The sequence below is a fragment of the Microbacterium sp. zg.B48 genome, assembly GCF_024623505.1.
GTDB lineage: Bacteria > Actinomycetota > Actinomycetes > Actinomycetales > Microbacteriaceae > Microbacterium.
Genome location: NZ_JANJFE010000016.1, coordinates 182,581 through 194,926, shown reverse-complemented (window position 1 = coordinate 194,926; position 12,346 = coordinate 182,581). Strand labels below are relative to the sequence as shown.

Annotated in this window: 11 protein-coding genes and 1 tRNA gene; 3 read left to right on the top strand and 9 right to left on the bottom strand. The window is 70.1% G+C overall.

Annotation, left to right across the window (positions count from 1 at the left end; translation table 11 throughout):
• Positions 1-232: 232 nt before the first annotated feature.
• From NQ152_RS13070 to NQ152_RS13060, 3 genes are all read right to left on the bottom strand, one after another.
• Positions 233-305 (bottom strand) — tRNA-Arg (locus NQ152_RS13070).
• Positions 306-420: 115 nt separating this feature from the next.
• The gene (locus tag NQ152_RS13065) at positions 421-828 is read right to left on the bottom strand and encodes an MmcQ/YjbR family DNA-binding protein (protein WP_257524309.1); all 408 of its coding nucleotides are present in this window, start codon (positions 826-828) and stop codon (positions 421-423) included.
• Positions 829-833: 5 nt separating this feature from the next.
• Positions 834-1,415 (bottom strand): asparagine synthase, encoded by a 582-nt coding sequence (locus NQ152_RS13060; RefSeq protein WP_257503636.1) that lies wholly within the window; start codon positions 1,413-1,415, stop codon positions 834-836.
• A 91-nt stretch (positions 1,416-1,506) separates the two neighbouring features.
• Between NQ152_RS13060 and NQ152_RS13055 the strand changes: the two genes are divergently transcribed.
• Positions 1,507-2,355 carry an SDR family oxidoreductase gene (locus NQ152_RS13055; RefSeq protein ID WP_257524308.1) on the top strand — a complete coding sequence of 283 codons (849 nt, stop codon included), beginning with the start codon at positions 1,507-1,509 and terminating at the stop codon, positions 2,353-2,355.
• Positions 2,356-2,417: 62 nt separating this feature from the next.
• Here the strand turns inward: NQ152_RS13055 and NQ152_RS13050 are convergent, their stop codons facing one another.
• Positions 2,418-3,536 carry an acyl-CoA desaturase gene (locus NQ152_RS13050; RefSeq protein WP_285178383.1) on the bottom strand — a complete coding sequence of 373 codons (1,119 nt, stop codon included), beginning with the start codon at positions 3,534-3,536 and terminating at the stop codon, positions 2,418-2,420.
• Between the two features lie 332 nt (positions 3,537-3,868).
• On the opposite strand from NQ152_RS13050, the gene NQ152_RS13045 reads away from it, so the two are divergent.
• Entirely contained in the window at positions 3,869-5,392 is a 1,524-nt protein-coding gene (locus NQ152_RS13045) for a DEAD/DEAH box helicase (protein WP_257524307.1), read from the top strand.
• Positions 5,393-5,560: 168 nt separating this feature from the next.
• Entirely contained in the window at positions 5,561-5,779 is a 219-nt protein-coding gene (locus NQ152_RS13040) for a hypothetical protein (RefSeq protein ID WP_257524306.1), read from the top strand.
• A gap of 373 nt (positions 5,780-6,152) precedes the next feature.
• Here the strand turns inward: NQ152_RS13040 and NQ152_RS13035 are convergent, their stop codons facing one another.
• The 5 genes from NQ152_RS13035 to NQ152_RS13015 form a co-directional block, all read right to left on the bottom strand.
• Positions 6,153-7,097, bottom strand: coding sequence for an aldose 1-epimerase family protein (locus NQ152_RS13035; protein WP_257524305.1), 945 nt, complete (start codon positions 7,095-7,097; stop codon positions 6,153-6,155).
• A gap of 23 nt (positions 7,098-7,120) precedes the next feature.
• Positions 7,121-8,632, bottom strand: coding sequence for an L-arabinose isomerase (araA, locus tag NQ152_RS13030; protein WP_257524304.1), 1,512 nt, complete (start codon positions 8,630-8,632; stop codon positions 7,121-7,123).
• 124 nt (positions 8,633-8,756) lie between these two features.
• Positions 8,757-10,343 carry a xylulokinase gene (locus NQ152_RS13025; protein WP_257524303.1) on the bottom strand — a complete coding sequence of 529 codons (1,587 nt, stop codon included), beginning with the start codon at positions 10,341-10,343 and terminating at the stop codon, positions 8,757-8,759.
• Positions 10,340-11,065, bottom strand: coding sequence for an L-ribulose-5-phosphate 4-epimerase (locus NQ152_RS13020; protein WP_257524302.1), 726 nt, complete (start codon positions 11,063-11,065; stop codon positions 10,340-10,342). The genes NQ152_RS13025 and NQ152_RS13020 overlap by 4 nt, the downstream gene beginning before the upstream one ends.
• Positions 11,066-11,177: 112 nt before the next feature.
• A complete protein-coding gene (locus tag NQ152_RS13015; RefSeq protein WP_257524301.1) occupies positions 11,178-12,185 on the bottom strand; it encodes a LacI family DNA-binding transcriptional regulator in 1,008 nt (335 codons plus the stop codon).
• Positions 12,186-12,346: the final 161 nt, after the last annotated feature.

Below are 12,346 nucleotides of genomic sequence, written 5' to 3'. Positions count from 1 at the left end.
TCCGGCCCGGGCAGTTGGCGACGGTGCAGACATGTGGCGCCCACAAGACCTTCTGACTCACCGCTGGCGACGAGCCCCGAAGGGCCGAATTCCGCGGAATCACGCGGGCGTACCAGCCCGCACCGGCCTCGGACTCTTCTGATTCGAGTCAGAGGCGGATCAGAAGAGTCCGGAAACAGAAAAAAGTGCCGGTTTCCCGGCACTTTTCCCTAATCACTGTCTCAACACAGTGTGCGCCCGAAGAGACTCGAACTCCCAACCTTCTGATCCGTAGTCAGATGCTCTATCCATTGAGCTACGGGCGCATGGCGTGCACTCGCGTGCGGCCAGCGTCCAGAATACCTCAGCATGGCGCTCCCGCCGAATCGAGCCGCCGCGAGGGCGGATCGGGCGGATAAGGGCACTGGCGAGGCGGCGCCGTCAGTCACCGAACGGGACCACCGGGTCCGCGTCCAGCGCGCGCAACTGACGGGTGAGCGCGACCCGGCGGTACGAGGCATCCAGCAGTTCTGCGACCAGGTCCCAGTCCGCGGCATCCGAGTCCACGCGCATGGCCAGCCAGCCATACGCGCCCTCGTATGCCGGCACGAAGACGTCTTCTCGCTCGAGAAGCGCGTCGCGTTCCGCCAGATCGGGCAGGAATTCGACCGCGTCGCGATCGTCGTGGGCAGCGCCGACGATGGCGAACTGTCGTTTGCCGGCCCGGAAGGTGACGCGACCGTGGGCGATGACCTCGGCCGCTTCGGGGTAGCGCATGCAGAGCGTGCGCATCCGCTGGACCAGCGGGTGGTCCACCGGAAACCGCATCGGGTGGGGCTCTGTCGCCACGGCATTCACTCCCGCTCGAGCTCGGCCGACTGCAGGCTCTCCCCCTCGACCAGGCGACGGCGGTGGGCAGCCAGTCGCGGCAGGTCTACCAGGCGAAGCGCCTGCATGCGCGCGCCACGCATCGTGTCGTACTCGGGGTCGTTGTCCGCGCGCATGCCTTCGACCTGCAGTCGGCGCTGGAGATTGGATTCCACGTCTCCCCACGCGGCATCGCGCGCCTGCTCGACGAGTTCGCTGACCGCCTCGGGGTCGGCGGCGCGGTTGCGCAGTTCCTGCGCCACGCCACGGTACTGCTTGTCGCGCTTGCGCAGGTTGCGGGTGTCGCGGTCACGGTAGTCGTGGGTGCTGTCCGGGTCGGAGAACTTGCCCCACGCGGTCTTGCGCTGACGGCGCGCGAGATCCGCGGCCGCCTCCTGCTCGTCGGCCAGCGCGATCAGCGTGTCGCGCGCGTACCCGGCGACGGCGTCCGCATCGAACTGCGCGTCGTGGGCGATCGTCTCCATCAGGATGTGGTTGCGCACGGCAAGGCGCGCAGCAGCCGAAGCGATCGAGACGCCTTCGAAAACGGCATCGGAGGTCTTTCCCATGCGACGCACTCCCCTCAGGACGAGGTTACCGTCAGCGGCGTCGAGGCGAAGTCGGCAAGAATCGTACGACGACGACGGGGTGGGGGCGAACGTGGGCAGAACGCGGCGATTGGACGTGCACGGCAGGACGAGCGTCATCACCGGCGCAGCCAGCGGCATGGGTGCCGAGATCGCCCGGGAGCTCGATCGCCGCGGTGCGCGGCTGGTTCTGATCGACAGGGATGCTGCCGGCCTGAGCGCCCTGGCTGCCGAGCTCTCCGGCACCGGCCACAGCGCGCACATCCTCGATCTGACCGATGATGCGGCCGTTGCGGCGCTCGGCGCCGCGATTACGGCATCCCACCCCCACGTGCAGTCGCTGATCACGTGTGCGGGCTCGTCCATGCTGGGCGACATCACGCAGCTGACCATGGCGGAGATGCGCTGGCTGATGGACGTGAACCTGTGGGGGACGGTGAGCATCACCCAGGCGCTGCTGCCGGCGCTGAGGCGCGAGCCGGCCGCGCACATCACGCACCTGGTCAGCATCTACGGCCTGGCAGCGCCCGCCGGTCGGATCCCGTACGCGATGAGCAAGTTCGCGGTGCGTGGTTTCACCGAGTCGTTGCGGCACGAGCTGGAGCGTTCGACGGTGACGGTCGGGGCCGTCTATCCGGCGGGGGTCAAGACGGGCATCATCCTCCACGGGCGCTTCGCCGCGGCGATCGAGCCGGCGGTGGCCCAGCGGGCGGCTGCCGCGCAGGCTCGGATGTATCACACCGAGCCGCAGGATGCCGCGTATCGCATCGTCGAGGCGACGGTGCGACGCAGAGCTCGCACCTTCGTGGGACGTGAGGCGCGACTTGTGGACGTCCTGACCCGGCTGGCGCCGACGCGCTACTGGAGTGCGATGCGGCGGCCGTTGCGGGAGGCGACGGACACGACGACGCCGATCGTCTAGTGCTCGAGAGCACAGCGGACGATCGGCGTCGTGGGTATGCGGGGACGGCGGCCCCGCAGGGGTCAGACTCCCTTGGTGCGGAACTTCTGGACGATCCCGCATTCGAAGGGGTCCCGAGCCGCGAGGCCGACCTCGTTGAGGTACCGGATCACGATTCCGTAGGACTTCAGAAGCGTCGTTTCCGTGTACGGCACATCGAGGGTCCGGCAGTGCTCGATCACGATCTCGCGGGCCTGCGCGAGGTGCGGGCGCGGCATGCTCGGGAACAGGTGGTGCTCGATCTGGTAGTTGAGGCCACCCATGAGCCACGTCGCCCACCAGCCACCGGACACGTTGCGGGACGTGCGCACCTGCTTGGTGAAGAAGTCGAGCTTCGCGTCGGCGTCGATGATGGGCATGCCCTTGTGATTCGGCGCGAACGCCGCTCCCATGTACACGCCGAAGACGGCGAGCTGCACGCCCAGGAAGGCGAAGGCCAGGCCCAGGGGCAGGAACACGAAGATCGGGGTCAGTACGACCGCGAAGCGGAGGGCGATGAGGACCAGCTCGATCCAGCGGCCCTTGACCGGCTGACGGAAATCGAGGAGGTGGCGCAGGCCGATGTAGTGGAGGTTGAGGCCTTCCAGCAGCAGCAGCGGGAAGAACAGCCAGCCCTGACGGCGGGTGATGAAGCTCATCGCCCCGTGCACCTTCACGGCGTCCTCTTCGAGGAAGCGGATCGTGTCGATCTCGATGTCCGGGTCCTTGCCGACGCGGTTCGGGTTGGCATGGTGGCGGGTGTGCTTGGAGCCCCACCAGTCCCTGCTCATGCCGACGATGCCGTTGCCGAGGATCAGCGCAAGCCTGTCGTTCGCTTTGCCCGACGTGAGGATCGTGCGGTGGGCGGCCTCGTGCGAGAGGAACGCGACCTGCGTGAACAGGATGCCGAGCGCGGCGGCGATGAGGAGCTGGAACCAGCTGTCGCCGAGCAGGATGAATCCGGTGATGGCTCCAGCGAAGCCCAGCGCGATCGCGCTGCCGACGGCGATGTAGAACCACGGAGTGCGGTCCAGAAGACCGGTCTCACGCACAACCTGGGACACCTTCGTGTACGCCTGCGTGATGGGCGGGAAGTCCTCTTTGCGGGCGTACGTCTGGCGTACGGCGCCGAGAGTGGACCCGGGTGCGGAGAGTGTAGTGATTGCGGCACCTACCTGATCGGGTTCCCGCACAGGCGGGAAGGGCGAAAAAGCGAAGGGCGGGCGCCTATCGCTGGTACCCCACAATACGTGCTGGCACATGCGCCGTCAGGAATGTGCTACGGGGGGTTGACATATGACGCGTGTCCCCCACAGGGGATGCGCAACCTGGCGTGCTAGCGTGGTCTTGGCGGTTTATTCCGCCCAGCGTCGTTGTCACGCTCCGCAGCTTCTGTGCCGCGGCTCTTTACACACGGCGAACCGATGCGCGAACCCGCGCCGTCGCCCCTTCAACGCCCATCTTGCGGCGTGCCCGGACTGAAAGCTCCTTCTCTATGTCTACTTTCCTCGACCTCGGCGTGCCCGCGCCGCTGGCCAACGTTCTCGCCACAGAAGGCAAGACCGAAGCGTTCCCGATCCAGCGCGACACGCTGCCGGACTCCCTTGCGGGCCGTGACGTGCTCGGCCGCGGCCGCACCGGCAGCGGCAAGACGATCGCGTTCGCCCTCCCCCTGGTGGCCCGCCTCTCCGGCGCGTACGCCGCCAGCCGGACCACGAGCCGCCCGCGCGGCTTGATCCTGGCACCGACGCGTGAGCTCGCGACCCAGATCGCCGCCACCGTCCAGCCCCTGGCCGCGGCCTCCGGCCTGACCGTGACCACCATCTTCGGCGGCGTCAGCCAGAAGCCGCAGGAGACGGCACTGCGCAACGGCGTCGACATCGTCGTGGCCTGCCCCGGCCGGCTCGAAGACCTCATGAAGCAGGGTGTCGTCAAGCTCGACCGCGTGGAGATCACGGTGCTGGACGAAGCCGACCACATGGCCGACCTCGGGTTCCTGCCCGGCGTCACGCGCATTCTGGCCGCCACGCCGCAGGGCGGGCAGCGCATGCTCTTCAGCGCCACGCTGGATCGCGGTGTCGACGGCCTCGTGAAGCGCTTCCTGCGCGACGAGGTGCGCCATGAGGTGGACGACCAGAGCGTCCCGCAGGGCGAGATGACCCACCGCGTGTTCATGATCAGCGATGACGAGAAGCCCGCGCTGGTCCGCCATCTCGCCTCCGGCCGTGGCCGTCGCATCCTGTTCACCCGCACCAAGCACCAGGCCAAGAAGCTGGCCAAGCTCCTGACGGCAGCCGGCATCCCGGCCGTCGATCTGCACGGCAACCTGTCGCAGGCAGCCCGCGAGCGCAACCTCGCGGCTTTCGGCGCCGACGCGGCCAAGGGCGGCGTCCGTGTGCTGGTCGCCACCGACGTGGCCGCTCGCGGCGTCCACGTCGATGACGTCGAGCTGGTCGTTCACGTCGATCCGCCGATGGAGCACAAGGCGTACCTGCACCGCTCGGGCCGCACCGCTCGGGCCGGCGCCGCCGGCACGGTCGTCACCGTCGTGATCCCCTCGCAGCGACGCGACGTGGCGGACCTGCTCCGCAAGGCCGGCATCCAGGCGCCGCTCGAGCAGGTCACCGCCGAGTCCGCTCCCATCACCGAGCTCGTCGGCGAGCGGGCCGAGCACGTCCGCCCCGCTCCGATCCAGGCCGAGCCGCAGCGTTCCGGCAAGCCCCGCACTGGTCAGACCTCGCAGGGTCGTGGCGGTCAAGGTCGTGGCGGTCAGGGCCGCGGCGGCAACGCCGGCGGCGCGAGCGCGGGCCGCGGCGGCGCAGCCGCCGGTCGCGGAGGCGCAGCCGGAGGCCGCGATCGTGCAGCGGCGGGATCCGCACCGCACGCGCGTCCGGTGTACTCGACCGGAACCGGTCAGCCCGCCGCCGCGCACAACCCGCGCGCCGGCCAGGCGGCCCGGCCCACAGGCAACCGTCGCGCGCAGCACAACGGAACGCGCTCCGGCGCACCCCGCGGCTGAATCGCAGCAGTGACGGGAACGGCCGGGTGGATTCTTCCGCCCGGCCGTTCCGCATTCGCGGCGGACACCTCCGCGTTCTAGCGACCTCCCCGGGCACGTGCAACCCCCCCTCCCGTCGGGCGTCGCAGGCGTAACGTCGGCAGCGTTACTTCACGAAAGGAGGCGCACATGGGATTCATGGATGACGCCAAAGAGACGGCCGAGACCGCGGGACGCAAGATCGAGGACAAGTGGGAAGACACCACTGACGCGATCGGCGACAAGATGGACGCGGCGAAGGCGGACGCGGACGTGAAGAAAGCGGAAGCCGACGTGGACAAGGCGCAAGCCGAACGCGATTCCGTCGAGACGCGCAACTCTCTCAAGGAGAAGATGCGCAACAGCTGACGCACAGCGACCTGCCCGGCTCGGCCGTGGCACAACGGGGGGCCTCGGAGAATACTCCGGGGCCTTCTGTCTGCCTCGGCCGCCCGCTCCCCGGCCCCGCCCGTTCGCCTGTCGCAATCCGCCGCCCCGCGCGGCGTGTCGTGACAGGCGAGCGGCCGCGGTGCGTGGCTCAGCTGTCGCAATCCGCGGCCCGCGCGGCGTGTCGTGACAGGCGAACGGCCACGGTGCGTGGCTCAGCTGTCGCAATCCGCGGCCCGCTCGGCGTGTCGTGACAGGCGAGCGGGCGGGGCAGGGGCGCGGGGTCAGGCGACCGACGCGGGGCGGAGCGAGGCGAGGGGAGCGGGGCGGGGCGGGGCGGGGCGATCGAGCGGGGTCAGGAGATGGCGGCGATGCGCCAGGATGCCTCGGTCGAGGCTTCCGGGTCGAGCACGATGAGACCGGTGTCGTAGTCGTACGATGCCGCGTTGAACGCGTCGGGCGCACAGGTCATCGGCTCGACGGCGAGACCGGCGCGGTGGCCCGGCTTGCCGACTCCCTTGTCCGACGTGTGGATCTGAACCCACGGGCACGCCTCGTTCCACACCATCTCGACACCCGAGCCGGCGGCATCCGTCAGACGCACGGTCGCACATCCGGACCCGTCTCGCGTCAGGGCGGTGTAGGCGTGGTCGAGTTCGACCGAGCCGATGCGACGCGGCTCGCGGAAGTCGAACCGTGCCGGATCATCGGCATCGACCGCACGCAGGTCGGTGGGGATGAGGCGATCCCGCGTCACAGCCAGAACCTCCCCGGCAGGCAGCTCGAGCGTCCAGTCGTCGACGGTTCCCGGCCCGGCCACCAGGTACGGGTGCGGCCCGGTGCCCCAGGGTGCGGCATCCGGGCTCTCGTTCGTCGCCCGGACGGTCTGCGTCAGACCGTCCGGGCCGAGCGAGAATGTGGTCGCCACGAGGATGCGCCAGGGATACCCGGTCTGCGGTTCGATCGTCGCGGCGAGGGTGACGTGGCTCGGGCCCTTGTCGATGGGCTGGAAGTCCAGCCACCCCGCCAGGCCGTGCATCGCATGGTGGCGGGCTGGCTCGGTCAGTGCCACCTGCCGCTCCGCGCCGGCGAAGGTGTAGCGGCCGTCGACGATGCGATTGGGCCACGGCGCCAGGGTCGCACCCCGATAGGACGGGCGGACCTGGTCGGCGTCGAAGGGGACGACGAGATCGCGTCCGCCGAACGTGAGCGAGCGCAGGGAGGCCCCGACGCTGGCGATGACGGCTTGGTGATCCCCCGCCCGCAGGGCGTGCTGGGTACCTGAGAGAACTGTGCGCATGAGAGAGGAGTGCCCCGGACGGGTCAGAAGCCCTGGGCCAGTCGATAGTACGCCTGGTTCCAGCGAAGCTCCTTCTGGAAGGCTCGCACCGTCGTCTCGTCGTCGATGACGAGCAGCTCGGTCCGGGCGATCTCGGCGAAGTCCCGGAACACCTCGATCCCGACTGCGGTCGTCATCACGGTGTGGTGGGCCGCTCCGGCGGCGAGCCAGCAGGCCGCGCTCGTGGCGAAATCGGGCGCCGGGCTCCACACCGCCCTGCCCACCGGGAGCTTCGGCAGATCCGGAGCCGTCACGTTCTGGATCACGTTGGCGACCAGGCGGAACCGGTCGCGCATGTCGCTCAGCGCGACGACGACACCGGGACCGGGGTCGGCAGTGAAGACCAGGCGGACGGGATCCTCCTTGCCGCCGATGCCGAGGGGGTGCACCTCCAGGCGCGGCGTCGCGGTCGTCAGCGACGGCGAGACTTCGAGCATGTGCGCGCCCAGGATGCGCTCCCGGCCGGGGACCAGGTCGTAGGTGTAGTCCTCCATCAGGCTCGCGCCGCCGGGCAGGCCGGCCCCCATGACGTTCGCGACGCGCACCAGGATCGCGGTCTTCCAGTCCCCCTCCGCGCCGAAGCCGTAGCCTTCGGCCATCAGCCGCTGCACCGCGAGGCCGGGCAGCTGCCTGAGCGAACCCAGGTCCTCGAAGGACGTCGTGAACGCGCCGAAGCCGCCCTCCTCGAGGAAGGAGCGCAGACCCAGTTCGATCGCCGCGCCGTCGCGCAGGGACTGGTGGCGGGCGCCCTCGCGACGCAGCTCCGCGGCCACGTCGTAGCGGTCTTCGTATTCGGCTACGAGCGCGTCGATGTCGGCGGCGGTCGCGGCATCCACCGCCTCGACCAGCTCGTTGACCCCCCAGGTGTTGACCTGTACGCCGAACCGCAGCTCCGCCTCGGTCTTGTCACCCTCGGTCACGGCGACGTAGCGCATATTGTCGCCGAAGCGGGCGAGCTTGAGCGTGCGCGCCGCAGTCCAGCCGGCCGCGGCGCGCTGCCAGTCCTCGATCTGCTGACGCACGGGCGGATGCGACACGTGTCCCACCACCGTCTTGCGGGCGACGCCCAGACGGGTCTGGATGTAGCCGAACTCGCGGTCCCCGTGCGCCGCCTGATTGAGGTTCATGAAATCGAAGTCGATGTCCGCCCAGGGCAGCTCGACATTCGCCTGCGTGTGCAGGTGCAGCAGGGGCTTCTGCAGCGCGGCCAGGCCGGCGATCCACATCTTGGCCGGGCTGAACGTGTGCATCCACGCGATCACGCCGATCACGTCGTCGCGCGCGTTCACCTCGAGAGCGAGGCGGCGGATGCCGTCCGGGTCCTTCAGAACGGGCTTCCACACGACTTTCACCGGAAGACCGGCCAGCGCCTCGGCCACCGCCAGCGACTGTGACGCCACCTGTCGCAGCGTCGCCTCCCCGTACAGGTCCTGGCTGCCGGTGACGAACCAGACCTCGTAGCCCTCGAGGGCGGTGCTCAGCGGTGTCCTGCTCATCTGGTCTCTTCTCGGTCGAGCGCCCCGGGCCGGGCGTGTGATGCGGCGTTCGTCTCGGTCAGGTCCCATCCGTTGTTGCTCCCGGACCCTCCGGGCCACAACGATGGGGACATCGCCGCGGGGGTCACAGGTACTCCACGGCAGCTCGCTCGACGTGCAGTCCGGCGCGGTACCGGTCGAGGTAGGCCGCGAAACCCGACACGTCCTCGGGCTGCGGTGCGGCGATGTGGATGCCGGCGCCGGCGAAGACGCGCCGGCCGAGGTACGCGGTCAGATCGGTGCGTGCGGCGTGCCCGAGGTACGAGGCCAGGACCGCCATGCCCCACGCGCCACCCTCGGACGCCGTCCCTCCGACGGCGACGGGGGCGTCCAGCGCGCCCGCGAGCAGCCGCTGCGCGACACCGGTGGTCCGGAACATGCCGCCGTGGGCGTGCATCCGGTCGATGGTGACGCCTTCACCGTCGAGCACCCGCATCCCGAGTGCGAGGGTCGCGAAGACGCCGTACAGCTGGGAACGCATGAAGTTGGCCAGCGAGAAACGGCTGTCCGGGGTGCGGACGAACAGCGGCCGGCCCTCGTCGAGCCCCGCGATCGGCTCGCCGGCGAGATGGTTGTAGGCCAGCAGCCCGCCGGCGTCCGCGTCGCCCTCGAGTGCCTCGCTGAAGAGCGTGTCGAACACCTCGTCGGCGCCGACCGGGCTTCCGCTCGCGGCGGCGAACCGGCCGAACAGGCCCGCCCACGCGGCAAGCTCGCTCGCGCCGTTGTTGCAGTGCACCATGGCCACCGGATCCGCCGCGGGGGTGGTGACCAGGTCAAGCTCGGGATGAACCCGGTGCAGCGGCCGCTCGAGCACGGTCATCGCGAAGATGCTCGTGCCGGCGCTGACATTGCCGGTGCGCGGCGCGACCGCGTTGGTGGCGACCATTCCGGTGCCCGCGTCACCCTCCGGCGGGCAGAACGGGATGCCGGGGCGCAGCGTCCCGGAGGGATCCAGCAGCTCGGCGCCCGCGGTGGTGAGCTCCCCGGCCCGCTGTCCGGCCACCAGCACGATGGGCAGCAGGTCCGCGATGCGCAGGCCGGGAGCGACATCGGCGACGAGCCCGTCGAAGCGGTCCAGCAGCTGCGCGTCATAGTCGCTCGTGCCTGCGGCGATGGGGAACATGCCCGAGGCGTCGCCGACTCCGAGGACCGGCCGCCCGGTGAGGCGCCAGTGCACGTGGCCGGCGAGTGTCGTGATGCGCCGCACGTGCGGCACGTGCGGCTCACCGTCCAGGACGGCCTGATACAGATGTGCGATCGACCACCGCAGGGGGATGTTCGTGCCGAAGGCCGCGGACAGCTGGGATGCCGCCGGTCCGGTGGTCGTGTTGCGCCAGGTGCGGAACGGGACCAGCAACTCGTCGTCTGCTCCGAAGGCGAGATAGCCGTGCATCATCGCCGACACCCCGATGGCGCCGATGGTCTCGAGAGGTTCGCCGTGGCGGCGCTCGGCATCGGCGTGCAGATCGGCGTAGGCGGCGCGGATCCCCGCCCACACGTCCTCCAGCGAGTACGTCCACATCCGGCCCTCGAAGCGGTTCTGCCACTCGTGGCTGCCGACAGCCAGAACATCGGAAGGGTCATCGCTGGAGATCAGGCACGCCTTGATGCGCGTCGAGCCCAGTTCGATGCCGAGCGCCGTGCGGCCTGCGCGGATCACCTCGGCGCTCATCTGCGCCCTCCGGGGTCGCGGCGTTCGTCCGTGGGCTGGCCGTACACGTTCTGGTAGCGCCGGTAGAGCGAGTCGATCCGCTCTTGCGGGATCGGGATGAGCGGGCCCGCCTGACGCGCGATGTGGACGGTTCGCGCGGCGTCCTCGCACATGACCGCCGCCTTGACGGCGTCCTTCGCCGAGACGCCGACCGTGAACGGACCGTGGTTCTGCATCAGCACAGCCCGTGACCGGTGACCGCGCAGCGTCTCCACGATGCCGCGTCCGATCGAGTCGTCCCCGATGATCGCGAACGGGCCCACCGGGATGGGTCCGCCGAACTCGTCTGCCATCCCGGTGATCACACACGGGATCTCCTCACCCCGCGCTGCCCAGGCCACGGCGTAGGTCGAGTGGGTGTGCACGACCCCGCCGATCTCGGGCATGTGACGGTAGACATAGGCGTGCGCGGCGGTGTCACTGGAGGGGCCGCGCTCACTGCCGGCCGTGGCCGGCACGACCGATCCGTCCAGGTCGCACAGGATCATGTTCTGCGGTGCGAGGTCGTCGTAGGCGACGCCGGACGGTTTGATCACGAAGAGGTCGGCGCCCGGCACGCGGCCTGAGACGTTGCCTGCGGTCCACACGACCAGCCCGTAGCGGACCAGTTCGCCGTGCAAACGCGCGACGTCTGTGCGCACGGCGGCGATCGCCGCCTCGAGGTCGGGGCTGAATGTCGTCACGGGAACCCTCCATCGGGTATGTGCAGCGCGGCGGACCGAACCGCGCCGGATGCCGTGAAGGTTACCGGTAACATGCGTGCTGCGCCACATCCGATCGCCGCGCGTGCGGGCATCAGAGCCGGCGCGTGCTCTTCCGGACGACCAATTCGGGTGCGGCCACGACGATGGATGCCGCCGATTGCGGCTCGGCGAGCACTTCGGCGATGCACCGCGCCGCCTCGGCCGCGACGTCCAGGCGCACCGTGGTCAGCGGCGGACGGTAGAACGCGGCATCCGGGTTGTCGTCGACCCCCACGACGCTGACGTCGCCCGGAACGGAGAGGCCGGCATCCACGAGCCCGGCGATGAGCCCCAGCGCCATCTGGTCGTTGCCGGCGAAGACGGCGGTGACCTCGCTGCGGGCTCGGATGGCGTCCGCGATCCCGGCCGCCGCCGCCATACCGGAGGCCGCGCCCCAGTCCCCTCCCCAGACACCGGCCGCCACGAGCCCGTGCGCGCCCAGGGCGGCGTGGAAGCCGTCCGCCCTGGCCTGCGCCTCCAGCCACTCCTCGGGCCCGGCGAGGTGGGCGATGTGCACATGCCCGGCATCGACGAGGTGATCGATTGCCCTGATCGCGGCGTCCCGCTGCAGCTCCGCGGCGTCTGGCCCGTGCAGGGCGACCACGGGCACGCCGACGCGCGCCGAACCCAGCGCCGCAAGGGTGCGCGCATGGGGCGCGACGACGACGATGCCGTCGACGTCCTGTGCGGACAGGTGCCGGGCGGCGTGGACGACGGATGCCTCGTCGCCGGCGTCCGCATACGCCGCGGTGATCCAGCGGCCTGCCGCGCGCGCGGCCGCCTCGAGGGCCAGGATGCCGATCGCCGGCCCGTACATGTTCGCGTCGGACGCCAGGATGCCGATGGTCCGGGTGCGGCGGGTGCCGAGGGCCCGCGCGGCGTTGTTCACGCGATAGTCCAGAGCGGCCATGGCCTCGATCACACGCCGGCGTGTCTCGTCGCGGATGCCGGGGTGCTCATTCAGCACGCGGGAGACGGTCTGCGTGGAGACACCCGCGACGCGGGCGACGTCCCGCACGCCCACGCGATCGGATGACCGGGGCCGGGCGGATTCGCTCATGCGCCCAGGCTATCCGCGCTGTGCGCGGGCGCAGCTTCCCTGACCGGCTCCCGCGCGGCGGGCGTAGATGTGATCGCTCACTCCCGAGGTGTCGGTGCGCGTCGGAGGTCCTCCGCGACAGGGTTGCGGGCAGCCGCTCGTTACCGAAATGTTACCGCTAA